The sequence below is a fragment of the Streptomyces sp. NPDC014864 genome (assembly GCF_043081525.1).
Lineage (GTDB): Bacteria > Actinomycetota > Actinomycetes > Streptomycetales > Streptomycetaceae > Streptomyces.
Window position 1 is genome coordinate 380,407 of sequence record NZ_JBIBWT010000007.1, and the last position, 25,584, is coordinate 405,990.

General features: G+C 71.1%; 23 protein-coding genes, 1 rRNA gene and 1 riboswitch. Of the genes, 10 read left to right on the forward strand and 14 right to left on the reverse strand.

The genetic code is table 11. The annotated features are described in order from the left end of the window. Window positions 1–210: 210 nt before the first annotated feature. Window positions 211–1,728: a glutamate--cysteine ligase gene (locus ACF1A5_RS16075; protein ID WP_392193464.1), complete on the reverse strand. Its 1,518-nt coding sequence runs from the start codon at window positions 1,726–1,728 to the stop codon at window positions 211–213. A gap of 568 nt (window positions 1,729–2,296) precedes the next feature. Between ACF1A5_RS16075 and ACF1A5_RS16080 the strand changes: the two genes are divergently transcribed. Both ACF1A5_RS16080 and ACF1A5_RS16085 read left to right on the forward strand, forming a co-directional pair. Beyond that, window positions 2,297–2,881, forward strand: a complete 585-nt coding sequence (locus ACF1A5_RS16080) for a hypothetical protein (protein WP_392193465.1) — start codon at window positions 2,297–2,299, stop codon at window positions 2,879–2,881. 404 nt (window positions 2,882–3,285) lie between these two features. Continuing rightward, a complete protein-coding gene (locus ACF1A5_RS16085; RefSeq protein WP_392193466.1) occupies window positions 3,286–3,492 on the forward strand; it encodes a DUF5999 family protein in 207 nt (68 codons plus the stop codon). Between the two features lie 501 nt (window positions 3,493–3,993). Here ACF1A5_RS16085 and ACF1A5_RS16090 read toward each other — a convergent pair. Next, the gene (locus tag ACF1A5_RS16090; protein WP_392193496.1) at window positions 3,994–4,221 is read right to left on the reverse strand and encodes a potassium-transporting ATPase subunit C; all 228 of its coding nucleotides are present in this window, start codon (window positions 4,219–4,221) and stop codon (window positions 3,994–3,996) included. Window positions 4,222–4,368: 147 nt separating this feature from the next. Here ACF1A5_RS16090 and ACF1A5_RS16095 point away from each other — a divergent pair, with 147 nt between their 5' ends. The 7 genes from ACF1A5_RS16095 to ACF1A5_RS16125 all read left to right on the forward strand — a co-directional run bounded on the left by ACF1A5_RS16095 (window position 4,369) and on the right by ACF1A5_RS16125 (window position 11,195). Next, window positions 4,369–5,001 carry a hypothetical protein gene (locus ACF1A5_RS16095; protein WP_392193467.1) on the forward strand — a complete coding sequence of 211 codons (633 nt, stop codon included), beginning with the start codon at window positions 4,369–4,371 and terminating at the stop codon, window positions 4,999–5,001. Window positions 5,002–5,308: 307 nt separating this feature from the next. Then, window positions 5,309–7,258 (forward strand): amino acid transporter, encoded by a 1,950-nt coding sequence (locus ACF1A5_RS16100; protein ID WP_392193468.1) that lies wholly within the window; start codon window positions 5,309–5,311, stop codon window positions 7,256–7,258. 95 nt (window positions 7,259–7,353) lie between these two features. Further along, window positions 7,354–7,749 carry a helix-turn-helix transcriptional regulator gene (locus tag ACF1A5_RS16105; protein WP_356193855.1) on the forward strand — a complete coding sequence of 132 codons (396 nt, stop codon included), beginning with the start codon at window positions 7,354–7,356 and terminating at the stop codon, window positions 7,747–7,749. A gap of 174 nt (window positions 7,750–7,923) precedes the next feature. Further along, complete coding sequence (modA, locus tag ACF1A5_RS16110; RefSeq protein WP_392193497.1) at window positions 7,924–8,760, forward strand: molybdate ABC transporter substrate-binding protein; 837 nt, start codon at window positions 7,924–7,926, stop codon at window positions 8,758–8,760. Beyond that, the gene (locus ACF1A5_RS16115) at window positions 8,757–9,599 is read left to right on the forward strand and encodes an ABC transporter permease (RefSeq protein ID WP_392193469.1); all 843 of its coding nucleotides are present in this window, start codon (window positions 8,757–8,759) and stop codon (window positions 9,597–9,599) included. Before modA ends, ACF1A5_RS16115 begins: the two co-directional genes overlap by 4 nt. After that, window positions 9,596–10,687 (forward strand): ABC transporter ATP-binding protein, encoded by a 1,092-nt coding sequence (locus tag ACF1A5_RS16120; protein ID WP_392193470.1) that lies wholly within the window; start codon window positions 9,596–9,598, stop codon window positions 10,685–10,687. Before ACF1A5_RS16115 ends, ACF1A5_RS16120 begins: the two co-directional genes overlap by 4 nt. An 88-nt stretch (window positions 10,688–10,775) precedes the next feature. After that, window positions 10,776–11,195: a molybdopterin-binding protein gene (locus tag ACF1A5_RS16125; RefSeq protein ID WP_392193471.1), complete on the forward strand. Its 420-nt coding sequence runs from the start codon at window positions 10,776–10,778 to the stop codon at window positions 11,193–11,195. Between the two features lie 120 nt (window positions 11,196–11,315). Here ACF1A5_RS16125 and gcvP read toward each other — a convergent pair whose 3' ends face one another. Next, on the reverse strand, window positions 11,316–14,201 hold the full coding sequence (gene gcvP / locus ACF1A5_RS16130) for an aminomethyl-transferring glycine dehydrogenase (RefSeq protein WP_392193472.1): 2,886 nt from the start codon (window positions 14,199–14,201) through the stop codon (window positions 11,316–11,318). Between the two features lie 173 nt (window positions 14,202–14,374). Further along, a riboswitch (glycine riboswitch) is annotated at window positions 14,375–14,469 on the reverse strand. A gap of 113 nt (window positions 14,470–14,582) precedes the next feature. On the opposite strand from gcvP, the gene ACF1A5_RS16135 reads away from it, so the two are divergent. Next, complete coding sequence (locus tag ACF1A5_RS16135; RefSeq protein WP_356193842.1) at window positions 14,583–14,954, forward strand: PRC-barrel domain-containing protein; 372 nt, start codon at window positions 14,583–14,585, stop codon at window positions 14,952–14,954. Here the strand turns inward: ACF1A5_RS16135 and ACF1A5_RS16140 are convergent. The 11 genes from ACF1A5_RS16140 to rrf all read right to left on the reverse strand — a co-directional run. Continuing rightward, window positions 14,876–16,456: a DNA polymerase IV gene (locus tag ACF1A5_RS16140; protein ID WP_392193473.1), complete on the reverse strand. Its 1,581-nt coding sequence runs from the start codon at window positions 16,454–16,456 to the stop codon at window positions 14,876–14,878. The two genes, ACF1A5_RS16135 and ACF1A5_RS16140, sit on opposite strands and share 79 nt — an antisense overlap. A 69-nt stretch (window positions 16,457–16,525) precedes the next feature. Further along, window positions 16,526–17,209 (reverse strand): MerR family transcriptional regulator, encoded by a 684-nt coding sequence (locus ACF1A5_RS16145; protein WP_392193474.1) that lies wholly within the window; start codon window positions 17,207–17,209, stop codon window positions 16,526–16,528. A 272-nt stretch (window positions 17,210–17,481) separates the two neighbouring features. Then, complete coding sequence (locus ACF1A5_RS16150) at window positions 17,482–17,955, reverse strand: bifunctional nuclease family protein (RefSeq protein ID WP_026253112.1); 474 nt, start codon at window positions 17,953–17,955, stop codon at window positions 17,482–17,484. 84 nt (window positions 17,956–18,039) lie between these two features. Continuing rightward, window positions 18,040–18,777 carry a MerR family transcriptional regulator gene (locus ACF1A5_RS16155; protein ID WP_392193475.1) on the reverse strand — a complete coding sequence of 246 codons (738 nt, stop codon included), beginning with the start codon at window positions 18,775–18,777 and terminating at the stop codon, window positions 18,040–18,042. 43 nt (window positions 18,778–18,820) lie between these two features. Continuing rightward, on the reverse strand, window positions 18,821–19,645 hold the full coding sequence (locus tag ACF1A5_RS16160; RefSeq protein WP_392193476.1) for an FHA domain-containing protein: 825 nt from the start codon (window positions 19,643–19,645) through the stop codon (window positions 18,821–18,823). Window positions 19,646–19,835: 190 nt separating this feature from the next. Next, the gene (locus tag ACF1A5_RS16165; RefSeq protein ID WP_392193477.1) at window positions 19,836–20,813 is read right to left on the reverse strand and encodes a DUF881 domain-containing protein; all 978 of its coding nucleotides are present in this window, start codon (window positions 20,811–20,813) and stop codon (window positions 19,836–19,838) included. Window positions 20,814–20,818: 5 nt separating this feature from the next. Further along, complete coding sequence (locus ACF1A5_RS16170; RefSeq protein ID WP_003988855.1) at window positions 20,819–21,151, reverse strand: small basic family protein; 333 nt, start codon at window positions 21,149–21,151, stop codon at window positions 20,819–20,821. Beyond that, window positions 21,148–21,984, reverse strand: coding sequence for a DUF881 domain-containing protein (locus ACF1A5_RS16175; RefSeq protein WP_392193478.1), 837 nt, complete (start codon window positions 21,982–21,984; stop codon window positions 21,148–21,150). Before ACF1A5_RS16175 ends, ACF1A5_RS16170 begins: the two co-directional genes overlap by 4 nt. Before the next feature lie 177 nt (window positions 21,985–22,161). Continuing rightward, window positions 22,162–24,657, reverse strand: a complete 2,496-nt coding sequence (locus ACF1A5_RS16180) for a sugar phosphate nucleotidyltransferase (RefSeq protein WP_392193479.1) — start codon at window positions 24,655–24,657, stop codon at window positions 22,162–22,164. Between the two features lie 113 nt (window positions 24,658–24,770). Continuing rightward, window positions 24,771–25,379, reverse strand: a complete 609-nt coding sequence (locus tag ACF1A5_RS16185; protein ID WP_392193480.1) for a CDP-alcohol phosphatidyltransferase family protein — start codon at window positions 25,377–25,379, stop codon at window positions 24,771–24,773. Window positions 25,380–25,489: 110 nt separating this feature from the next. Further along, window positions 25,490–25,584, reverse strand: a 5S ribosomal RNA gene (gene rrf, locus ACF1A5_RS16190); the annotation flags it as partial.

Here is a 25,584-nt window from a genome sequence, read left to right on the forward strand (position 1 = left end):
GGTCGCCGTCGGCAGGGGTACGACCGTCCTCGGACGTCACAGCTTGCCCCATCCGCCCGGCGCGCACACCGGCGGCCCCGGAAACACGCGGGAACCGGGCAAGCGCACGAGACCGCAGGACCGTACGGCCGGAGGACTGGAGGACCGCGCGAGCGGACCCCGGCCCGCCGCCCCTCCCGTTCCCCGACCTCACGCCCTCACGCCGGCGGATCACCCCGTCGGCACGGGCTGCGGCAGGCCCACCGGCCAGGTGTGCACGGGCTCGCCGAGGTGCATCAGCCGGCAGTACTCACGCGTGGTGGCGGCCAGCGCGGCATCCCGGCCGAGCCCCTGTTCGAGGGCCTGGTGGAAGGTGGCGACCTGCCAGGACGCGCCGTTGACCCGGCGCCGGCAGCGCTCCTCGATCACCCCGAGGTACAGATCCCGGTCGGCGGGCTCCACGCCCCAGGCCGTCAGGCCCGACTCGGCGAGCGGCAGCAGTTCGTCGCGGACCAGGCTGACGGCGTCGACCTCGGCCGTGCCGGAATGGCGGCCGCGCCGCGGCCACGTGAGGCGGGCGTCGATGCCGTACCTGCAGGCGGCGTCGAAGTTGGCGGCCGCCGCCTCGAACGGCAGCCTGGTCCACACCGGCCGCGACTCCTCGGCGAGGGCGCGGACCAGGCCGTAGTAGAAGGCCGCGTTGGCGACCACGTCGACGACGGAGGGCCCGGCGGGCAGCACGCGGTTCTCCACCCGGAGATGGGGGACGCCGTCCGCGATGTCGTAGACGGGGCGGTTCCAGCGGTAGACGGTGCCGTTGTGCAGCACGAGCTCGGCGAGCTTCGGGACGCCGCCCTTGTCGAGAGCGTCGAGGGGGTCCTCGTCGTCACAGATGGGCAGCAGGGCCGGGAAGTAGCGCAGGTTCTCCTCGAACAGGTCGTAGGCCGAGGAGATCCACCGTTCGCCGAACCAGGTGCGCGGCCGTACGCCCTGGGCCTGGAGCTCGGGCGGGCGGGTGTCGGTGGACTGCTGGAACAGCGGGGGCCGGGACTCGCGCCACAGCTCGCGGCCGAAGAGGAAGGGCGAGTTGGCGCCCATGGCGATCTGCGCGGCGGATGCGGCCTGCGCCGCGTTCCACACGTCGGCGAAACGGCCCGGGGTGACCTGGAGATGCAGTTGCACGGAGGTGCATGCGGCCTCGGGGGCGATGGACTTCGAGGTGCAGCGGAGGTGTTCCACCCCTTCGATGTCGAGCGTGAAGTCCTCCCCGCGTGCCGCGACGATCTGGTCGTTGAGGAGGGTGTAGCGGTCGACGTCGGAGAGGTTCGAGGAGACCAGGTCGTCCCGGTCGAGGGTCGGCAGGATGCCGATCATCGCAATTCCGGCGTCGACCTCTCCCGCTTTCCGGTGGGCATATGCCAGAGAGGTCGTCACCTCTTCGGCGAGCCGGTCGAATACCCGGCCGCCGAGCCGGTGGGGAGCGATGTTGACTTCCAGGTTGAACATGGCGAGTTCTGTTTGGAAGTCCCGGCTCGCGATGCGCTCCAGTACTTGCGCATTCAGCATTTTCGGCGTCCCGTCGGAGCCGACGAGATTCAATTCGATCTCCAACCCCATGAGGTTCTTGGGGCGATCGAACCGCTTTTCCTCCAGGAGCCGCTCCAGCCCCTGCAGGCACCGCTTGAGCTTGTCGCGGTAGCGGTTGCGATCGGACAGGTCGAACTGGCCTGCCACGACCTTCTCGCCCATCGCAGTGTCCCTCCTTGCACGGGCGGGCCGCACGTACGGCCGCCTGGGGTCCCGGTCAGGTGTGATGATGCCCCGCGAACGCGATCGATAACGTCCCACGGCGGCCCCGCACCGACTACTCTGGATCCAGGTGACCAGAGGCACATTCACGAGGCATGGGGCACGAAGCAGTTTCCGTTCCCCGCGGAACTCGTGAAAAACGCCGACGAGAACGGGCCGACCGCCCCGCGGGCAGAACCCGAGGCCAGCGCGGCGAAACCGGCTCGGAATCGGGAGCATTACCGCATATCCGCGGCCGAATAGACCCTTGTTGCGCGCGCCGGAAACGGCTAGACGAAACATCGTCTGAACATGTGTCGTATAAACTCCACACCACAGGCAGAAGGTTGGCGCCCACGGCCCTGGATCCTGCCGCCAAGGTCACGTGTGCAGGCCGCACTTCGCACCCCCTCGTTTCGCCGCTCCCGGCCCCACCCTCTCCTGCCTCGAGAGCTGACAGCGCCGTCCGCCCCCGCCCCCGCCCCACGCCCTCGCGCCACCGTGCCTGTCGAAAGAGAGGCGACCCACCATGCCCCTGCACGTCCCTCCGGCTCCCGCGCCCGCACTGCGTTCCGTCCTCACGGCCCTCGCGTCCCCCACCGCCGTCCGCGAGGCCCGCACCCCCGCTCTCCGCGCCGCCCAGGAACCCGCCACCGCCGAGCTTCCGCTGCCCGTGCACGTACTGGACCGGATCACCCCCGAGGGGGTCTCCGCGACCAGGCTGGCCGGCTGGCGTTTCCAGATCCGGTGCGGCAGCCACGCGGTGGCCGCCGCGGAGACCATGCTGACGCCCGACGGCTGGGCCTTCTCCCACTTCTTCGAGGGCCCCTACGTCACCTCGACCGAACGCGCGCTGCGGCAGGCCGAGACCATGAGCCAGCCCTACCAGCCGCGTCTGCTGTCCGTGCCCGGCCTGTACATGCTGACGCTGTGGCTGCACGGCGATCTCTCCGCCGACGGCGCCACCGGCCATCCGGTCGCCACCGACCTGCTCGTCCCGCTGGCGCCGGCTCCGCCCGGCATCGCGGCCAACCGGCCCCTGCGGGTCGCCGAACTGCTCCCGGTCCTCACTCACCGGGTGACTCCCGTCCGGCTCATGGGATCACCCGCCTGACAACGCGCTTCTCACCCCGCCTCGTACCCCGCCGCCGGATTTCCCGGAGGCGGGGTCGTCGCTTTTACGGAGGGTACGCAGGCGTTTACCGCAGAATTACGCTCGGACGAGCCGGATTACGCTCGCATGAGCCCGAAAAGAGTGCGCCCCCACCGGACTAGCCCCATCCGGCCACGCCGAACCACCCAAAGGGACAGGGCAGTTGGGATGAACCGCCCAGGTGGGTGACGCGTCCTCATCCTGTGAGAAGCGGTGCCGCGAAATGCCTGCGGAATCACGCCCGTGGGGCAACACTGGGTTCAGACCGACTTATCAAACGGGGGGCGGCCATGGAGAATGCCTCTAGCCGCGGGATACGCACGACAACCAGCCCACACCACACGACAGAGCGAAAGATCCCACCAATGTGCCAGCACCAGCCACCGTGCCCGTCAGCCGACTCCGCCGACCGGGAATCCGCCCGCCTCGCGGCGCATCACCCGGAGCAGGGATGGAGCCTGCTGTGCAACGGCGTTCTGCTCTTCGAGGACACCGGTGAGCTCCTGCCGGACGGCCAGATCATCGCCCCGCACCGCCCGCTCGGCAGCGACAAGGTGATGACGGCCGCCTAGAGCCTCTCTTTCGGATCCTGCCGCGGCCACGGGGCCTGCCACCTCAGAAGGCACCGGCGCCCGGAGCCGGCCGGATCCGAAAGGAACGCCCTGGCGGCCCGGACGGCCCGCGCGGGCGTCCGTGTTTTTCCAGGGGCCGGCCCGCACCCACGCGGTGCGCACCGGCCCCGACGCATGTCCGGGGGCGACTACTCCCGGTAGCCGACTGGGAACGCCCCCCGGGGCGAGCGCGCCTCCCGCGGTGCGCCGGACCGGACGGACACTCAGGTGTCGAGACGGGCTGACGTGTGCCAACACGCCGAGGCGGGGCGGCACGTCCGCGCCGGCGAGCGAAGCGCCCCGGACGCGGGGAGGCGGACCGGGGCTGGGCCCGACCCTATGCCCGGCACCCCGCTCCCGGACATCCCCCCGACGCGATGCTGACGGTGATCGGCCCGCCGTGGACACGACGGTGACACCCGGGTGGCGGCTCCCACTCCGGCCACCCGGCGGGGGCGCGCTTCACCAGGTGGGGGGCCGTCCGTCACGGTCGGCCCTCGGTCCCCGGTCGCACCGGATCGGCTCCCAGGGCACGGTGCCGATTTCAACGACGTTCACCCGCGGCTCGCCCCGGAGACCGGCCGTGCGCACCGGGACCCGGTCCCTGACCAGCCACTCCACCCGGGTGGTGGGCAGATGGCTCCTCTCGGCGGGCCGGTCCACCCGGATCCGTGCGCACGCCGGGGAGATGTCCGGATCCGGTCATGAAGGCCGGCGCTCCCCGTTGCGGCTGCGGGTCGCCGCTGTCGGGGCGTCAAGAAAGGCCCACCGGCCGTCAGAGACGTGTCAACGCCCCCGGCACCGGCCCCACCCGCGCCTACGGTGGGTCGTAGTCGTATGAGACATCGTGACGACGCGCGGCCGGGCGCGGCGGGCACGGCAGACCGGACCGGCGCGGCAGGCGCGGCAGACGCGGCAGACGCGGCAGACGCGGCAGACGCGACGAGCCCGACCGGCACTCGATCCGACGGACCCGCCCTCCACGACCGCCACTGGGCGCGGGACGTGCGCGGCTCCACCGGCTGCGCGGCGGCCCTTCTCGCGCTGCTGCTCCTGCTGGACTGGGCCTCGGGCAGCCTCACCTGGTGGCACGCCGCTCTGTGGGCCGCCCTCGCCGTACTGCTCTTCCTGGTGCTCTGCCCGGCCCGGGTCTCCGCCGGCGAGGGCTGGCTCGCCTCCCGGTCGTTGCTGCGCGGGCGAGCGGTGCGAACCGATCTGCTGGTGTCGGTGCGGAGCCCGGACGGCGTCTGCCGGCGCGTGGTCCTGCGAGACGCCCTCGGGGGCCGTGTGGAGATCGACCCCGAGGTCCTGATGGTCAACCCGGACATCTGGTACCGGCTCGACGCGGACGCGTGGACATCGTCGCTGCGCGGCTGCCCGCAGTACGACCCGGACGGGCTGCGAAGCCTGGCGGAGCAGGTCGAGCGTGAGACCGCCCGGTCCGTGTTCCGGATCTCCGGGCTGGAGTGAGAACTGCCGGGGCGGCCGCCCCGGCCGGGCGCCCCTGGGTCCGACGACGCGCGGCCCCCGCGCAGATGACGCTGCGTGCACGTCTCCGGCCCGTCCGCCCTGCACCCCCGCGTGGCCCGGGCCCCCTGCGAGACATCGCTCGCCGGCCTTCCCTGGTGCGCCTTTCCCGCACCGGGGCCAGTTCTTAACGGAAGATTGACGCCCGCGAGGCCCTGGATCCGTGGGCCCTCACATCACTCTCCGCATACGCTGGTGCCGCCGTCCGTGCGATGGCTCATTCCCGTACCGCACACCAGGAGCCGGGCCGATGGCCACCACCGATCACCCTCCCAGTCGTCTGCGTGCCTGGATGCTGGAGGGCCTGTCCGACATGGGCAAGGACGTGCAGCAGGCGCCGCACGCCGCACCCGAGCCCGCGCACGAGGGCCAGCGATGGTGGCGGGTGATGTGCCTGACGGGTGTCGACTACTTCTCCACCCTCGGCTACCAGCCGGGCATCGCCGCGCTGGCGGCCGGCCTCCTCTCGCCGGTGGCGACCCTCGTGCTGGTGGTCGTCACCCTCGCGGGCGCCCTGCCCGTGTACCGGCGCGTGGCCGCGGAGAGCCCGCACGGCGAGGGCTCCATCGCGATGCTGGAGCGGCTGCTGTCCTTCTGGCAGGGCAAGCTGTTCGTCCTGACGCTGCTCGGCTTCGCCGCAACCGACTTCCTGATCACCATCACCCTGTCGGCCGCCGACGCCTCCACCCACCTGGTGGAGAACCCGCATCTGACGGGCGTGCTGCAGAACCAGCAGATGCTGATCACACTGCTGCTCGTGGCGCTGCTGGGCGCGGTCTTCCTCAAGGGGTTCCTGGAGGCGATCGGTGTCGCCGTCGCTCTGGTGGGCGTCTACCTCGTGCTGAACGCCGTGGTGGTGGTCGTCGGCCTGTGGCACGTCATGACCGCCGGCCAGTTGGTGACGGACTGGTCCCATGCGCTGACGGCCGAGCACGGCAACGCTTTCGCGATGGTCGGGGTGGCCCTCCTGGTGTTCCCCAAGCTCGCCCTCGGCCTCTCCGGGTTCGAGACCGGCGTCGCCGTCATGCCCCATGTGCGGGGCAACCCGGACGACACCGAGGAGCGGCCCATCGGCCGGATCCGGGACACCAGGAAGCTGCTCACCACCGCCGCCCTGATCATGAGCGTCTTCCTGATCGCGACGAGCTTCATCACGACCCTGCTCATCCCGGCGAAGGAGTTCAGGGCCGGCGGCCAGGCGAACGGGCGCGCGCTGGCGTATCTGGCGCACGAGTACCTGGGCAACGCCTTCGGCACGGTCTACGACATCTCCACCATCGCCATTCTCTGGTTCGCGGGCGCCTCCGCGATGGCCGGTCTGCTGAACCTCATGCCGCGTTACCTGCCCCGGTACGGCATGGCACCGCACTGGGCGCGCGCCGTGCGTCCGATGGTCATCGTCTTCACCCTCATCGGCTTCCTGGTCACCTGGATCTTCGACGCAAACGTCGACAAGCAGGGCGGCGCCTACGCCACCGGCGTGCTGGTGCTGATCAGCTCGGCTGCGATCGCCGTGACCATCGCCGCCCGCAAGGCGGGCCAGCGGAGGTGGACCGTCGCCTTCGGGCTGATCGCTGCGGTCTTCCTCTACACGACGGGGGCCAACGTCGTCGAACGGCCGGACGGTGTGAAGATCGGCGCCTGCTTCATCGTTGGCATCATCCTGGTCTCGCTGCTGTCCCGGCTGGCCCGGTCCTTCGAACTGCGGGTGACCGGCGTGACGCTGGACCCCATGGCGGAGCGATTCATCCGTGACATGGCCAGCCGCAAGATACGGCTCATCGCCAACAAGCCGGGACTGCGCGACACGGCCGAGTACCGCGACAAGGTCGAGCAGATCCGCCAGGACAACGACATCCCGGCCACCGAGGACTTCGTCTTCGTCGAAGTGACGGTCACCGACCCGTCCGAGTTCGAGGCAGGCCTCACGGTGCGCGGCGAGGTGCTGCACAACCGCTACCGCGTCCTGAGCCTGGAATCCGCCTCCATTCCCAACGCGCTGGCCGCCCTCCTCCTGCACGTCCGCGAGCGCACGGGCCGCACCCCGCACATCTACTTCGAGTGGACCGAGGGCAACCCGTTCGCCAACTTCCTCCGCTTCTTCCTCTTCGGACAGGGCGAGGTCGCCCCGGTCACCCGTGAGGTGCTGCGCGAGGCGGAGCCGGACCGCGCCAAGCGGCCGCGGGTGCACACCGGCTGAGCGATCCGCGCGGGCGGGGCCGCGGCTCCGGTGACGGGCTCCCACTGCGGCCCCACCTCCGCGACGGGCTCCCTCGGGGCCCTATCGTGACCGGCATGCAGTCCTACACGATCGGTCAGGCCGCCCGGCTGCTCGGCGTCAGCCCGGACACCGCCCGCCGCTGGGCGGACGCGGGCCGGGTCGCCACGCACCGCGACGACACCGGGCGACGGCTCATCGACGGCCGCGACCTCGCCGCGTTCTCCGTCGAGCTCGCCCGGTCCGGGGACGGCGAGGAGATCCCCTCCCGCACCTCGGTGCGCAACGCCTTCCCCGGCATCGTGACCGCCGTCAAGCTGGGCGACGTCGCCGCCCAGGTCGAGATCCAGGCCGGCCCGCACCGCCTCGTCTCGCTGCTGACCCGGGAGGCCGTGGAGGAGTTGGGCCTGGAGGTCGGCATGGAGGCCACGGCCCGCGTGAAGTCGACGAACGTGCACATCGACCGGACCTGAGTGGAGGGCCGTACGAACGCACATGCAGCCCCCAACGAACTTCTTGCCCGGCTCATGCGATGCGACAGGGGACTTCCCCCTCGCACATGCGGCAGTATGATCGCCACATGGCCACCGAGAGGCCGTGGCAGGACCGGGGGTCCTGGTGAGCAGCACCAGAGGGAGTCGACCGTGATCATCCGTCCCGTGCGCCGGACCCGGCGCACTCTGCGGGCGGCCGGCGCCGCGACCGCCGCACTGCTGGCCCTGAGCGCCTGCTCCTCCGCATCGGACTCGTCGGACCCGGCGCGGTCGCAGAAGCCGGCCGGCTCCGGCTCGTCCTCCTCCGCGAAGCTGTCCGGGACCGTGACCGTCTTCGCCGCGGCCTCCCTCAAGGAGAGCTTCACGAAGCTCGGCAAGGAGTTCGAGAAGCAGCACCCCGGCACGAAGGTCACGTTCAGCTTCGGCGGCAGCGACAGCCTCGCCGCCGGCATCACCGGCGGTGCCCCCGCCGACGTGTTCGCCGCGGCCAGCCCCAAGACCATGGCGATGGTGACGGAGCAGCGGGACGCGGCCGGCCCGCCGGTCACCTTCGTCCGCAACCAGCTGGAGATCGCCACCCTGCCCGGCAACCCGGACAAGGTCTCCTCCCTCAAGGATCTGACCAGGCCCGGGCTCAAGGTCGTCCTGTGCGACAGGACGGTGCCGTGCGGCGCCGCGGCCCGGAAGGCGCTCGCCGCCGGCGGCCTCGAGCTGACCCCCGCCTCCTACGAGCAGGACGTCAAGAGCGCCCTGACGAAGGTGGAGCTGAAGGAGGCCGACGCGGCCGTCGTCTACAAGACCGACGTGCGGGCGGCCGGGGGCAAGGTCGAGGGCGTGGAGTTCCCCGAGTCCGCCCGGGCCGTCAACGACTACCCGATCGCCCTGCTGAAGAACGCGCCCAACGCCCCGGCCGCCGAGGCGTTCGTCGCGCTGGTGCGCTCCGCTGCGGGCCAGAGGGTCCTCACGGCGGCGGGGTTCCTCAAGCCATGACCGCCACCGCCAGGCCCGATGCGGTGACCCCGGCGGGCGGGTCACGGCGCGGGCGCCTCCTTCGCCCCGTACCGCTGCCCCTGCTGGTCCCCGCACTCGTGGGCCTGGCGTTCCTGCTGCTGCCTCTGCTCGCCCTGCTGGTACGGGCGCCGTGGCGCAGCCTGCCGGACCAGCTGACCAGCCCCGAGGTCTGGCAGGCGCTCCGGCTGTCCCTGGTCAGCGCGACCGCCGCCACCGCCGTGAGCCTGGTGCTCGGCGTGCCGCTGGCCTGGCTGCTGGCCCGCACGACCTTCCCCGGGCGCGGACTGGTGCGGGCACTGGTGACCCTGCCCCTGGTCCTGCCGCCGGTGGTGGGGGGTGTGGCGCTGCTGCTGGCGCTCGGCCGGGGCGGTGTCGTGGGGCAGTGGCTGGACTCCTGGTTCGGGCTCACCCTGCCGTTCACCACGGCCGGGGTGGTGGTCGCGGAGACGTTCGTGGCCATGCCGTTCCTCGTCATCAGCGTCGAGGGCACGCTGCGCGCCGCCGACCCGCGCTACGAGGAGGCGGCCGCCACCCTCGGCGCCTCCCGCTTCACCGCGTTCCGCCGGGTCACCCTGCCGCTGATCGCACCCGGCATCGCGGCGGGTGCGGTGCTGGCCTGGGCGCGGGCGCTCGGCGAGTTCGGCGCGACGATCACCTTCGCGGGCAACTTCCCCGGACGTACCCAGACCATGCCGCTGGCGGTCTACCTGGCACTGCAGAACGACCCGGCCGCCGCCATCGCCCTGAGCCTGGTGCTGCTCGCCGTGTCGATCACGGTCCTGGCGGGGCTGCGCGACCGCTGGATGAGGGCGTCATGACCGACCTCGACGACACCACGCGCGGCGCCCTCGCCGCGGGCACCCACGCACTGGGGCTCGACGCCCGTCTCGTCGTCGAGCGCGGGGGCTTCCGACTCGATGCACGGCTGATTGCCGCCCCCGGCGACGTCGTCGCGCTCCTCGGCCCGAACGGCGCCGGCAAGACCACCGCCCTGCGCGCGCTCGCGGGTCTGACCCCGCTCTCCGGCGGGCATCTGCGCCTGGACGGCGCCGCGCTGGACCGGACGCCGCCCGAGGCCCGCCCGGTCGGCGTCGTCTTCCAGGACTACCTGCTCTTCCCGCACCTGTCCGCGTTGGACAACGTGGCCTTCGGGCCGCGGTGCCGAGGCGCCTCAAAGGCGGAGGCCCGCGCTCAGGCCGCCGCCTGGCTGGAGCGGATGGGTCTCGCCGGCCACGCCGGTGTCCGGCCCCGCCGTCTCTCCGGGGGCCAGGCGCAGCGCGTCGCGCTCGCCCGCGCCCTGGCCACCCGGCCCCGGCTGCTGCTCCTGGACGAACCGCTCGCCGCGCTCGACGCCCGTACCCGGCTGGAGGTCCGTGCCGGGCTGCGGCGCCATCTCGCGGAGTTCGAGGCGGTCGCCGTCCTGGTCACCCACGATCCGCTGGACGCGATGGTGCTGGCCGACCGGCTCGTCGTCGTCGAGGACGGCGGCGTGGTCCAGGAGGGCACCCCCTCCGACATCGCCCGCCACCCGCGGACGGACTACGTCGCCCAGTTGGTCGGACTCAACCTGTACCGGGGCCGGGCCGAGGGCCACGTGGTCCGGCTCGACGGCGGTGCCGTGCTCACCACCACCGAGATCCTGACGGGTCCGGCCTTCGTGGCGTTCCCGCCCGCCGCGGTCACCCTTCACCGGGACCGGCCCATCGGCTCCAGCGCCCGGAACCTGTGGCGCTGCGAGGTCGCCGGTCTGGAGACCCACGGCGACCAGATCCGCGCGGACCTGACCGGCGAGCTGCCCCTCACCGCGGACCTGACCACGGTCGCCGCGGCCGAACTCGACCTGCACCCCGGTGCACCGGTCTGGGCGACGGTGAAGGCGGCGCAGACCCACGCCTACCCGGCCTGAGCCGGCCCCCGCGGCTACGGTGAGGACCGCCAGGGGGTGAAATCCCCCTGTACCTCCCGTTTCTCCTCACCTCTGCGAGGCGTGACCGATGAGCCTGAGCATCCGCAACCGACTGCCCGGTACCGTCACCGCCCTCAACCCGGGCGAGGCCATGGCCACGGTCGGGGTCCGACTGGACGGCGGGCAGGACCTGACCGCCGCGATCACCCGCGAGTCCTTCGACGAACTGGGCCTGACCGTGGGCTCCGCCGTCCGCGCCCTGGTGAAGTCCACCGAGGTGTCCCTGGCCACCGGGCCGCTCGAGGGCCTGTCCATCCGCAACCGGCTGCCCGGCACGGTCACGGGCATCGCCACCGGCCGGGCCATGGCGTCCGTCAAGGTCGGCGTCGACGGCGGGGAGCTGACCGCCGCGATCACCAAGGACGCCGTCACCGAGCTGGGCCTCACGGCGGGCTCCCCCGTCGTCGCCCTGATCAAGTCGACCGAGGTCGCGCTCTCGACGCCGTGATGTGCCGTGCCGGCGAGGGCACCTGCCCGGGGGAACCGGGCCCTGGCCGGACAGGGCCGCGGCGCGGCAAGGGCTCCGCACCGGCCTTCGAAGGGCCGGGGCGGAGCCCTGTCACGGTGCTCAGTCCTCGTACGCGTCCAGCGGCGGGCACGAGCAGACCAGGTTGCGGTCGCCGAAGGCCTGGTCGATGCGGCGCACCGGCGGCCAGTACTTGTCGGCGGCCGAGACACCGGCCGGGAAGACCGCCTCCTCACGGCTGTAGGCGTGCTCCCACTCCCCGCCGAGCGCGGCGGCGGTGTGCGGCGCGTGCCGCAGCGGGTTGTCCTCGGCGGGCCACTCGCCCGAGCCGACCTTCTCGATCTCGGCGCGGATCGCGATCATCGCGTCGCAGAACCGGTCCAGCTCGGCCAGGTCCTCGGACTCGGTCGGCTCGATCATCAGCGTGCCGGCCACCGGGAAGGACATCGTCGGCGCGTGGAAGCCGTAGTCGATCAGCCGCTTGGCGACGTCGTCGACGCTCACCCCGGTCGCCTTGGTCAGCGGCCGCAGGTCGATGATGCACTCGTGCGCGACCAGGCCGCCCGGGCCGGTGTAGAGCACCGGGTAGTGCGGCTCCAGGCGCTTGGCGACGTAGTTGGCGGAGAGCACGGCCACCTGCGTGGCCCGCTTGAGGCCCTCGCCGCCCATGAGACGGACGTACGCCCACGAGATCGGCAGGATGCCCGCCGAACCCCAGGGCGCGGCCGAGATCGGGCCGACCCCGCTCTCCGGACCGGCCTCGGGCTGGAGGGGGTGGTTCGGCAGGTACGGCGCGAGGTGCTCGCGGACCGCCACCGGGCCGACGCCCGGACCGCCGCCGCCGTGCGGGATGCAGAACGTCTTGTGCAGGTTCAGGTGCGAGACGTCCCCGCCGAAGTGGCCGGGCTCGGCGAGGCCGACCAGGGCGTTGAGGTTGGCGCCGTCGACGTACACCTGACCGCCGGCCTCGTGCACCGCCGCGCAGATGTCGGCGACGTGCTCCTCGAAGACGCCGTGCGTGGACGGGTAGGTGATCATCAGCACCGCGAGCTCGTCGCGGTACTGCTCGATCTTCGCCCGCAGGTCCGTCACGTCGATCTCGCCGTCCTCGGCGGTCTTCACGACGACGACCTTCATGCCGGCCATCACGGCGCTGGCGGCGTTGGTGCCGTGCGCGGAGGAGGGGATGAGGCAGACGGTGCGCTGGGCGTCGCCGTTGGCGCGGTGGTAGCCGCGGACGGCGAGCAGACCTGCGAGCTCGCCCTGGCTGCCGGCGTTCGGCTGCAGGGAGACCTTGTCGTACCCGGTGACCTCGGCGAGGCGCTCCTCCAGCTCGCGGATCAGCGTGAGGTAGCCCTGCGCCTGCTCGGCGGGCGCGAAGGGGTGCAGCTGACCGAACTCCGGCCAGGTCACCGGCTCCATCTCGGTGGTCGCGTTGAGCTTCATGGTGCAGGAACCCAGCGGGATCATGCCGCGGTCGAGCGCGTAGTCGCGGTCGGCCAGCCTGCGCAGGTAGCGCAGCATCGCGGTCTCGGAGCGGTGCTGCTGGAAGACCGGGTGGGTGAGGTAGTCGTCGGTGCGCAGCAGCGCCTGCGGCAGGACGTCCGCGGCGGCCGCGTCCAGCGCCTCGACGTCGCCCTCGACCCCGAACGCGGACCACACCGCGCCCAGCTGGGCACGGGTGGTGGTCTCGTCGCAGGCGATCGAGACGTGGTCGGCGTCGACGAGGCGCAGGTTGACGCCGTTGCGGCGGGCGGCGGCGACCACGTCGGCGGCGCGGCCCTCGGCCCGGACAGTCAGCGTGTCGAAGTAGTGGCCGTGGACGACCTCGGCACCGCCCGCGGTGAGCCCCTCGGCGAGCACGGAGGCGTAGCGGTGGGTGCGGCGCGCGATGGTCCGCAGCCCCTCGGGGCCGTGGTAGACGGCGTACATGCCCGCCATCACGGCGAGCAGCACCTGGGCGGTGCAGATGTTGCTGGTGGCCTTCTCGCGGCGGATGTGCTGCTCGCGGGTCTGCAGGGCCAGGCGGTAGGCCCTGTTCCCGTCCACGTCGACGGAGACGCCGACAAGGCGGCCCGGAAGGCTGCGGGCGAACTTCTCGTGCACCGCCATGTAGCCGGCGTGCGGCCCGCCGAAGCCCATCGGCACGCCGAAGCGCTGCGTGGTGCCGACCGCGATGTCCGCGCCGAGCTCACCGGGCGACTTCAGCAGCGTGAGGGCGAGCAGGTCGGCGGCGACGGTGACCAGCGCGCCCAGCTCGTGCGCCTGGTCGATGACGGGCTTGAGGTCGCGTACGGCACCGGAGGCGCCCGGGTACTGCAGGAGCACGCCGTTGATCTCACGCTCGGCGACCCCGGCCGGGATGCCCTCGCTCAGGTCCGCGACGACGACCTCGACGCCGGACGGCTCGGCGCGGGTCCGGATGACGGCCACGGTCTGCGGCAGCGCGTCCGCGTCGATCAGGAACAGGCCCTTCTTGTTGCGGCCCATGCGCCGGGAGAGGGCCATGGCCTCGGCCGCGGCGGTGCCCTCGTCGAGCAGGGAGGCGCCGGAGGTCGGCAGGCCGGTCAGCTCGGCGACCATCGTCTGGAAGTTCAGCAGCGCCTCGAGGCGGCCCTGGGAGATCTCCGGCTGGTAGGGGGTGTACGCCGTGTACCAGGCCGGGTTCTCCATGACGTTCCGCAGGATCACCGGGGGCGTGAAGGTCCCGTAGTACCCGAGGCCGATCATGGAGCCCAGGACCTCGTTGCGGTCGGCGAGCGAGCGCAGCTCGGCGAGCACCTCGGCCTCGGTCCGCGCGTCCGGCAGGTCCAGCGCACCGGCGTTCTTGATCACGTCGGGGACCGCTGCGGCCGTGAGGTCGTCGAGCGAGCCGTAGCCGACCTGCGCGAGCATCTTGGCCCGGGCCTCGTGATCGGGGCCGATGTGGCGCTGCTCGAAGGGGGTTCCCTGTTCGAGCTCGGAGAGCGGAATGCGATGGGCGGTCATGCGGAGGCCTCCTGGTCTGACGCGACCTTCGAGGGGCACCACGGATGGGTGCCCGGACGGCCTCCCCCTCTGTCATCTGACCTGAGAGCTTCACCGGGTCGCACTGGGGCTCCCGGCTTTCACCGTCGGTGAGAGCGGAAGCCGTCGACACCCGCTCTGCTTTCCAGAGTGACCTCGTCCGTGCGGTACGTGGGCCTGAGAGATTCCGGGGAGGATTTGCTCCTTCGGCGCCTCCGATGATGCTGGAGGACTCTCCCGCACGGGGTCAGCAGCCGCTGCCAGCGTACCAGCGGGCCCACCACACGGGCTTTCGAGTGGCCGCCCACCGTGATGTGCTCTTTTGTAGTGCTAACGGAGGTATTGCGACCACGTGGAGGGCCCGTGCAGACCGACATCGATCCGCGCAACCTGATCGGCCGCAAGGCGTTCGACCGCAGAGGCATCAAGATCGGCACGGTGGACGAGGTCTATCTCGACGACGCGACCGGGGTGCCGGAGTGGGCGGCCATACGCACCGGCCTGTTCTCCAGGGACGCCTTCGTGCCCCTGGAGCCCAGCGAACTCGTCGAAGGCGCCCTGCGCGTCCCCTTCGACCGGGCTCTGATCAGGGACGCCCCCGACTTCGGCGTCGGCCGCCACCTCTCCCCCGAACAGGAATTGCAGCTCTATCACCACTACGGCCTCGACGTGGCCGCTCCTCCCGCGGTCCCGGACCGCGACTTCGGCAAGCTGGCGGGCTCGGAGGAGGCCTGAGCCACGCCGCCGGCCTTCTCCGCCGCAGCCCCTTCGGCCGCGTCGGGCGCCCTCGTCCTGTCGGCGTCCGGCGACATCGCCCCGGCCGCCTCCGGCGAGGTCCTCGCGGCCGCGTCCGAGCCCCGATCGGCCGAACCCGCCGAGGTTTCCCCCTCTCCGCCCGATCCCGGTCTTCGCGCCACCAGCGGCAGCGGATCGACCGGCTCCAGCTCCGGGTCCTCCACGCGGAAGGTGCGAACGCGTCCGGGCTCCGAGTCGGGAGTCTCGAACCGGACCGTGACCCGGCCGAGCCCGCTGCCCTGCACCCATCCGTGCCCGTACACCGAGTGCCGCACGTCGTGGCCCGCCGGCCAGCGCCGCTCGGCGGGGGCCGGCTGCTCCACGGCCGGCTCGACCGCCGGTTCCTCCTCGGGCCCCTCCGGCCCGGCGCCCGCGGCCTGGGCGAACAGGTCCTCCTGGGTGTAGTCGGCGAGCCCGGAGACGCCCACGCCGAGCAGCCGCACCCCGCCGGTGGTGTCGACGGAGTCCAGCAGCCGGGCCGCGGCCTCCCGCACCACCGCCGGGTCGTCCGTGGGCCCGCGCAGTGTCTCCGACCGGGTGAGGGTGGAGAAGTCGTACCGCCGGACCTTCAGCACGATGGTCCGCCCCGACAGCCCGGCCCCGCGCAGGCGCCGTACGCAGCGGTCGGCGAGCCGCTGCACCTCGAGCCCCACCCGCACCCGGTCGTGGATGTCCACGTCGTAGGTGTCCTCCACCGATACCGACTTGGCCTCGCGCTCGGCGACCACGGGCCGCTCGTCGTGGGCCAGCGCCATGGCGTACAGCGCGTGCCCGTGCGCCTTGCCCACCAGCCGGACGAGTTCGTCCTCGCCGGCCTCGGCGAGCTCCTCGACCGTGTGGATCCCGGCCCGGCGCAGATGGTCACCCGTGGCCGGGCCCACCCCCGGAAGGGTGCGCACCGACAGGGGCCCGAGCAGGGCCCGCTCGGTGCCGGGCCGGATGAGCACCAGCCCGTCCGGCTTCGCCCGCTCCGAGGCGATCTTGGCGAGCATCTTGGACGCGGCCAGCCCCACGGACCCGGTCAGGCCCGTGACGGCCCGTATGTCGGCGCGCAGCCGCTTTCCCACCCGTCTGGCCGACTCCTCGTCCCAGGCCGCTCCCCCGGCCTCGAGGTCCACGAACGCCTCGTCCAGGCTGAGCGGCTCCACCAGCGGCGACAGTGCCCGCAGCAGCCCCATGACCTGCTCGCTGATCGAGCGGTAGAAGGCGAAGCGCGGCATCAGGTACGCCGCGTTCGGCGCCAGACGGCGCGCCTGGGCCGTCGGCATCGCCGAGTGGACGCCGAAGACCCGTGCCTCGTACGACGCGGTGGCGACCACCCCGCGCGGTCCGAGGCCGCCCACGACGACCGCCTTGCCGCGCAGGCTCGGCTTGGACGCCTGCTCCGCCGAGGCGAAGAAGGCATCCATGTCGAGATGCAGGATCGTGGGCGCGCTTCTCACATGTCCGATGCTGCACCACACCACTGACAATGCGGCGGGAGTCCCTCGGGCATGGCGGCCCGTGCGCTGTCAGACCGCCCGGTTGCGCCGCCGGGCCAGCTCGTCGCCGGGGTTGTGGCCCACCAGGGTCTCCCCGGTGTCGACACGCTCCCCGTGCAGTTGCGACAGCGCGTTCTCCACGTCGCGCCACACCACGCCGACGGCGATCCCGAAGATGCCCTGGCCGCCCTGGAGCAGGGCGTGGACCTCGTCCGGCGAGGTGCACTCGTACACGGTGGCGCCGTCGCTCATCAGCGTCATCCGCTCCAGGTCGCTGAAGCCGCGCTCCCGCAGGTGCTGGACGGCGGTGCGGATGTTCTGCAGCGAGACACCGGTGTCCAGGAACCGCTTGACGATCTTGAGGACGACGACGTCGCGGAAGCTGTACAGACGCTGTGTGCCGGACCCGTGGGCGGGCCGCACACTCGGCTCGACCAGGCCCGTGCGCGCCCAGTAGTCCAGTTGCCGGTAGGTGATGCCTGCGGCCGCACAGGCCGTCGGGCCGCGATAGCCGATCTGCTCGGACGCCACGGACGTCGCCCCTCCGCTGTTCGGCACGGCTGCGGGCCGCTGCGGAACGTGGTCGGCCGCGCCGCCGTGAGGGGGATATCCCCTGTTCGCGCGGAGCCGAGAGTGCGTGGGAGGGTACGGGCCGTTCCCCCCGACACCGCGTTCGGGGGCACCCCCAGCCGTACCGTCGCCGCTGCTTCTCACGCCGACCTCCGTCCTTGACCTGCCTCCTCGACGGTAGGCAGTCACCTGGGGTGCGTCAACGATCGCCACACTCGGCACGCCGAGTGATAATCACCCTAAGAGTGGTTTCCCGTGCCCCACCGCGGGGAAAGGCTAGCCGAATGGCCTCCCGGAAACCCGCAGGACGCCCTCAATGGCCGACGGCATGTGCCGACGGCCGGCTCTGCACCGAGGACGACCGCCCCGGCAGGTTACCGGTCAGGCGGGCCGCGGCCCCCCTCGAGCCCGGCCGGTCACTGGCTGCTGGTGCCGAAGTCCTCCGGCGAGATCTGGTCGAGGAACTCGCGGAACTTCTCCACCTCGTCCTCCTGCTCGTCCGGGATCGCGATCCCCGCGTCGTCGAGCACCGTGTCGCTGCCGTAGATCGGCGTCCCGGTGCGCAGGGCCAGCGCTATGGCGTCGGACGGCCGGGCACTCACCTCGACACCGCTGGCGAAGACCAGCTCGGCGTAGAACACACCCTCGCGCAGATCCGTGATGCGCACCTCGGTGAGCTCCTGGCCGACGGCCTCCAGCACGTCCTTGAACAGGTCGTGGGTCAGCGGTCGCGCGGGCGCCATGCCCTGCTGGGCGAAGGCGATGGCCGTTGCCTCCCCGGGCCCGATCCAGATGGGGAGGTAGCGGTCGCCTCCCACTTCACGCAGGAGCACGATCGGTTGGTTGGAGGGCATTTCGACCCGGACACCTACGACATCGAGCTCGTTCACACAGCAACCCTAGGCCGTGCCCGCAAGGTTTGGGTAGTCGGGCCGGAATCGGGAGGCCGATCCGGCCGCGGCGACGCCCGGCGCTCAGGGCAGGCGCAACCCCAGGGCGGTCTGCACCAGCGCGGCGTGCAGCTTCACCGTGAGCACCGCGAGTTCCCTCGCGCGGGCCTCGGCATGGGCGCGGGTCTGCGGGTTGCGGTGGCGCCTGAGCGGGGCCACCACCTGGTCGATGAGGCCTGCCTCGCGGTCGGCGGCCGCCTTCATCACGCGCAGATGCCGTGGCTCGATCCCAAACCGCCCCAGCGCGGTGACGAGCGAGGCCACGGTGATCGCCTCGGCATCGTAGGCCCCGCCCTCCAGTGGGGTGATGAGCCCGTACGACTCCCATTCCCGCAGGTCCGTGTCGTCGACCCCGGCTGCGGCGAGCAGCTCGGCCCGCCCGACCCGGGCCACCGCGGGAGCCTCGGCGGGCGCCGGCGCGGGCTCACCGTCGCGCTGGCGGCCCACGGCCGGCAGCGGGGCGGCCTCCCCGCGCTCCATCGCGTCCAGGTGCTCGCGGATCACCTTCAGCGGCAGATAGTGGTCCCGCTGCATTCTCAGGACGTGCCCGAGGCGCTCGACGTCCTCGGCACTGAACTTGCGATACCCCGAGGGGGTACGCTGCGGCTCGATGAGCCCTTCCGACTCCAGGAACCGGATCTTGGAGATGGTGACTTCGGGGAACTCGTCGCGCAGCGCGTTCAGCACGGCGCCGATGCTCATCAGCCCACTGTCCGCGGCGGCGGTGCCGTGCCAGGCACCGCCGCTCGGTGTTTGACGCATGGACCTTCCCTCGACATCCCCCCGGAACCGGTCCGGGAGAGGGTCAGACGGCCTGCCGGCTCGAGTAGAACACCAGCCGGTATTTGCCGATCTGCACCTCGTCGCCGTTGGACAGTGCCACCGAGTCGATCCGCTCCCGGTTGACGTACGTGCCGTTCAGGCTGCCCACGTCGGCCACCGTGAACGAGCCGTCCGGGCTGCGCCGGAACTCCACGTGGCGACGGGAGACGGTCACGTCGTCCAGGAAGATGTCGCTCTGCGGATGACGCCCGGCCGTGGTCAGCTCGCCGTCCAGGAGGAAGCGGCTGCCCGAGTTCGGACCACGGCGCACCACCAGCAGGGCGGAGCCCAGCGGCAGCGCGTCGACGGCCGCCTGCGCCTCCGGAGAGAGCATCGGGGTCTGGCCGGTGGCCTCGGAGTCGTATGCCTCCAGGCCCGAGATGGAGATCGTGGACGTCGTCTCCGAGGGACGCTCCGGAGCGACGCCCGGACGCAGCGGGGCACCGCAGTTGGAACAGAAGCGGCTGTTCTCCGCGTTGCGGTTACCGCACCTCGTACACACCAGGGCCGACATGGACGGATCCTCCTGCCGAGGCTGCCCCGCAGGGGCATGGGACGCGTACGGGTCGGAGGCAAACCCTCCACCCGTACCTGAGGTTGACGGTTGCCCGAAACCTATGTCGCCCGCGTGGGCAGGGTCAACAGACGGCACGCCCTGACCACCGGAAATGTCACCGCCCGGACCGGGAACCTGGTCCCGGAACAGCGGGCGCCGGCCCTCCGCGTCGGGCTGTGCGCGATGCCGAGCGGTCGCGTTGTCGCTGTCCTCTCGCGCGCTCTTGCCGAACAACTTCGCAAACAACTTCACGGGCGATTCCCCTTGACCGAAACAGACCCGCCCGTGGGGCAGGACGAACCCTGATTGCGTACACCGGTCGACCCGGACATCCTCACAACGTCCGTATCCACCAAACAGTTTCCATCACGCACCACCCAATCGGTGCGCCGACCCCCCGCAACCTCATGCCCCTGCCGGACGGCCGCCATGCACCCCCGATTCACTGGGAGGACGACCGAGCGTAGTCAGGCCGCTTCGCCGCCCGCAAGGCGTCGACGACGATCTTGCCCGACTGCTCCACGGTAACGGTGGCCTGCTCCTTCTCCAGGGTCTGCACCACGCCTCCCGGGATGTTGAGCGCCGGCTCGAGGTCCTGCGGCTTGCCGATGACCTTGAAACGATAGGGGGCGTTGATCTTGTTCCCGTCGACGTCCACGCTCTTCCCGGAGTCCGTCAGGTAGGTGCCGGCCACGACCCGCACACCGTTCACCTGGATCGCCTCCGCACCGGCGGCGCGCAGCTCCTGTATCGCGTCGAGCAGCATGTCCGCCTGGACCGTCCCCTTCGCGTCCTCGATCGTGATGGTGATGCCGGGTCCCTGCGCGGCCACGGTGCCCGCCAGAATGCCGAGTTGCTTCTCCTTCTCGGCCGTCTGCTTGCGGGCCTCCGCGGCCTGGTCCGAGCTGTTCTGGAGCTCCTGGCGCTGCTTCTCGAGACCTTGCTTCTCGTCCTCAAGACGCTGGGTGCGGTCATCCAGTTCGTCGAGGATGCGCACGAGATCCTCCTGGCGGGCGCCACGCAGCGCGCTGTCGCTGTCGCTGTTGGACGCCACCTGGACGGCCAGACCGAAGCCGAGGCCGAACAGGAGCACGGCCACGATCAGTTGGGCCCGGCTGACGCGCGGCGGCCACAGCCCCTTGGCCAGTCGCTGACGGCCGGTCAGTGCCGACTCGGTCCGCTCCTCGTCTCCGGAGGGGCGGCCGGGCTCGGAGGCCTGTTCGGCCCCGGGCGCCACCGCGGCCTCGGCCTCGGCCTTGGCGTTGGCCTCGGGGGCGGCATCCGACGCCGTCGCGGGAACCTCCTCGGGCAGCTCCTTGCGCAGCCTGTTGCCGGAATGATCGCGGTGCGGCCCGCTCCCGGCCTGCTCGCGGGACAGGCCGTCGCGGGACACCTGGGGCCGTTCGTCCTGGTTGCTCATCGGTCTCACGCCCGGAACACGTGGCGCCGGATCGCCGCGGCGTTGGAGAAGATACGGATACCGAGGACGACCACGACGCCCGTGGACAGCTGCGCCCCGACGCCCAGCTTGTCGCCGAGGAACACGATCAGCGCGGCGACGACCACGTTCGACAGGAACGACACCACGAAGACCTTGTCGTCGAAGATGCCGTCGAGCATCGCCCGCAGACCGCCGAAGACGGCGTCCAGGGCCGCCACGACGGCAATCGGCAGATAAGGCTCGACGACCGCCGGAACCTCCGGCCGGACCAAAAGGCCGGCCACGACTCCCACGACGAGGCCCAGTACGGCGATCACGATGTGCCTTTCTCAGTGCTCGGCTGTGCTGTACGTACGATCACGCTCGGTGCGGCGGGCAGCCGGAGGTCGCCCTCCGTGGAGATGCTGGTCCGGATGCCGTAGTTCTCCTGCAGGGCATGGAGGTACAGCCCGTCCGGGCTGTTCTGGAACCGGGTGCTCAACTCGTCGCCGTCCCCCACCGCCAGCACCGTGTAGGGCGGCACCAGCGGCTTGTTGTCGACCAGTATGGCGTCACCGGCCGCCCTGATCGCGGACAGGGCGGTCAGCCGCTGCCCGTTGATGGAGACGGCCTCGGCGCCCGACTGCCACAGTCCGTTGACCACGCGCTGCATGTCCCGGTCGCGTACCCGGCCGGTGTCGGAGAAACCCGACGTCTCACGCGGGTTGCCGCCCCCGCCCGAGCTGGCCTCCTTGGCGTCGTTCACGACCAGCTTCACCCCGGGGCCATGCACCGCGGTCGCGCCCGCCAGGATGCCCACGATGTCGGCCCGCGCGTTGCCGCCGCTCTTCTGGAGCGCCTGCCGCTGGCGCGCGCTCACCTCGTCGCGCAGCTTGTCCACGGTGCCCTCGAGGTCGTCCGCCGTCGCGGTCTCGCGGTCGATGCGGTCCACCAGCTCCTGGCGCTCCTTGGCGACGACGGGAGCGGCCACCCTCGCCTGTGCCGCGCCCACCGTGACCACGAGCGCCGCCAGCACCAGACCGGCGGCCAGCCCCAGGCGCGCCCTGAGGGTCTTCGGCATCCCGCTCTCGCCCGCGGCCTTCTTCCGCGCGGCCGCCTCGGCGTAACCGTCGTCGAGACTGTGGTCCATGACGTTCGTGATCAACGACATGGAGGCATCCGGACGGGAGGGCCGCGAGGGGGTGCTCCGAATGGGGGGTTGCTGCGGCATGTCGCACATAGTCGCATGGGGCGGCCGTGTCCTCCGAATGGCCCCACCGGCGTGCCGGACAGGCCCCCTTGGGGACACTTGTCCGGCACGCGTGCGCGCTGTCCGTTTTGCTACCGGTCAGCGCCCGGCGCTGTCCACGACCTCGGCCCACTCGTCCAGCAGGGCCTGGGCGGAGGCGTCGTCCGGACCCTCGGCCCACAGGTGCGTGACGGCCTCGGCAGGGTCGGGCAGGACCATCACCCAGCGGCCGTCGGTCTCCACCACCCGCACACCGTCCGTGGTGTCGACGGAGCGGTCTCCGGCCTCCTCCACGACCCGGCGCATCACCAGTCCCTTCACGGCCCACGGCGTCGCCAGGTCCCGCTTGAGGACGTGCGCCCGCGGGATCCGCGCGTCGATCTGGCTCAGCGTGAGCTGCGTCCGCGCCACCAGGCCGATGAGCCTGACGAAGGCGGCCGTGCCGTCGTAGACACTGCTGAACTCCGGAACGATGAAGCCGCCCTTGCCGTCACCGCCGAAGATCGTGCCCTCCTCGCCGCCGACCCGCTGCAGGTCGTCCGGGGAGGTGGTCGTCCACTCCACCTGCGTGCCGTGATAGGCGGCCACCTGTTCGGCGATCCGGGTGGTGGTCACCGGCAGCGCGACCCGGCCGCTGCGCCGCTCGGCCGCGATGAGGTCGAGCATGACCAGCAGGGCCCGGTCGTCCTCGATGATGCGGCCCTTCTCGTCCACCAGGGACAGCCGCTCGCCCACCGGGTCGAACCGGACGCCGAAGGCCGCTCCGGAGGACGCCACGATCTCGCCGAGGCGCACCAGCCCCGCTCGCCGTATGTCGGCCGTCTCCGTCGGACGTGACTCGTCGAGACCGGGGTTGATGGTCAACGAGTCCACACCGAGCTTGCCCAGCAGGCTGGGCAGGACGAGCCCGGCACTGCCGTTGGACGCGTCGACGACGACCTTCAGTCCCGACTCGGCGATCCCGGTCGTGTCGACATTCCGCAGCAGCGATCCGGTGTACGAGTCGAAGACGCTGGACGGGAAGTACAGGTCTCCGATCTCGCCCGGGAACGCGCGCCGGTACTCCTGCCGCGCGAAGACCCGGTCCAGCTTCCGCTGCTTGGCCTGCGACAGGTCGGCACCCTCCCCGTCGAAGAACATGATGTCGACGGAGTCGGGCACTCCGGGCGAGGTCCGGATCATGATGCCGCCGGCACTGCCCCGGGCGGTCTGCTGCCGTGCGACCGGAAGCGGAACGTTCTCCAGGTCCCGTACGTCGATGGCGCTGGCCTGGAGGGCGGAGATGACCGCCCGCTTGAGCGCACGGGCACCACGGGAGTGGTCACGGGCCGTGGTGACGGTGGAGCCCTTCTTCAGCGTCGTCGCATAGGCGCCGGCGAGCCGGACGGCGAGCTCCGGGGTGATCTCCACGTTCAGGATGCCGGAGACCCCGCGCGCCCCGAAGAGGTGTGCCTGGCCCCGCGACTCCCAGATGACCGAGGTGTTGACGAACGCGCCGGCCTCGATCGTCTTGAACGGGTAGACCCGGACGTTGCCCTGCACGATCGATTCTTCGCCGATGAGGCACTCGTCGCCGATGACGGCGCCGTCCTCGATCCGCGCCGCCCGCATGATGTCGGTGTTCTTCCCGACGACGCAGCCGCGGAGATTGCTGTGCTGCCCCACGTACACGTTGTCGTGGACGACGGCCTTGTGCAGGAAGGCACCGCTCTTCACGACGACGTTCGATCCGACGACGGTGTGCTCGCGGATCTCGGCGCCGGCCTCCACCTTGGCGTAGTCGCCGATGTAGAGCGGGCCCCGGAGCACCGCGTCGGGGTGCACCTCGGCGCCCTCCGCGACCCAGACGCCGGGCGAGATCTCGAAGCCGTCGATCTCGACGTCGACCTTGCCCTCCAGGACGTCCGCCTGGGCCTTCACGTAGCTCTCGTGGGTGCCGACGTCCTCCCAGTAGCCCTCGGCGACATAGCCGTAGATCGGCTTGCCTTCCTTCATCAGCTGCGGGAAGACATCACCGGACCAGTCGACCGGAACATCGGCCTCGACATAGTCGAAGACCTCGGGCTCCATCACGTAAATGCCCGTGTTCACGGTGTCGGAGAAGACCTGGCCCCAGGTCGGCTTCTCGAGAAAACGCTCGACCTTCCCCTCTTCGTCGACGATGGTGATACCGAATTCCAGGGGGTTGGGTACGCGGGTGAGACACACGGTCACCATCGCGCCCTTTTCCTTGTGGAACCGGATCAGGTCGGTGAGGTCGAAGTCGGTCAGGGCATCGCCGGAGATGACCAGGAAGGCATCGTCCTTCAACGCCTCTTCGGCGTTCTTGACGCTTCCGGCGGTCCCGAGAGGCTTCTCCTCGTTGGCATAGGTGAGCTCCATGTCGAGTTCTTCACCGTCACCGAAGTAGTTCTTGACCAAGGAGGCCAGGAACTGGACGGTGACGACGGTCTCGTTCAGCCCGTGCCTTTTGAGCAGCCGGAGAACGTGCTCCATGATCGGCCGGTTGGCCACCGGCAGGAGCGGTTTCGGCATACTCGAAGTCATGGGACGAAGGCGAGTGCCTTCGCCTCCGGCCATCACGACGGCCTTCATGTCGGAAGCGTCCTCCTCAGAGACGACGGTCTAGCCGACTTCACCCGTCAAGATTGTCCCGCACTTTTCCCCGGCGGGCCATCGAGCCACCGCAGCCGCCCTCATTGGCAGGCTCAGTCGGCCATGGCGTCCGCACGGACCAGGCGGCGGACTTGTACCACGTAGAGGACTCCTGCCCACCAATACAGGGTTGTACCCCATCCGGCGAACGCCCATCCGAAAACAGCGGCCAGTGACGCGATCCATCCGCTTCCGTCGCTGAGCAGCAGAAGCGGGAAGGCGTACATCAGGTTGAAGGTCGCGGCCTTGCCCAGGAAGTTCACCTGCGGCGGCGGATACCCGTGGCGCCGGAGAACGCCCACGGCCACCAGCAGCATCAGTTCCCGCGCCAGGAGGAGTGCGGTCAGCCAGGGCGGCAGAATCTCGCGCCAGGTGAGCCCGAGCAACGTCGAAAGGACGTACAACCGGTCGGCCGCGGGGTCGAGAAGCCGGCCGAGGCTGCTGATCTGGTTCCAGCGCCGTGCGAGCTTGCCGTCGAGGTAGTCGCTGACGCCGCTCAGCGCGAGCACCAGCAGGGCCCAGCCATCGCTCTTGGGGCCACCGAACTCCGGCCGGAGAATCAGCCACAGGAAGAGCGGCACACCGACGAGCCGCGCCATGCTGAGGATGTTCGGGATGGTGAGGACCCGGTCCGTCTGGACACGGGTCTCCTGGACCTCCACCCGGGGGCCTCCTGTGGGAAACGTACCGATCGATTCCCCCCGACCCTACCTCAACGCAAAAAAGCTCCGGCTCCTGGGCTGTGTGCCCAGGAGCCGGAGCTCTAAAGGGAGTTCGGCGGTGTCCTACTCTCCCACAGGGTCCCCCCTGCAGTACCATCGGCGCTGTGAGGCTTAGCTTCCGGGTTCGGAATGTAACCGGGCGTTT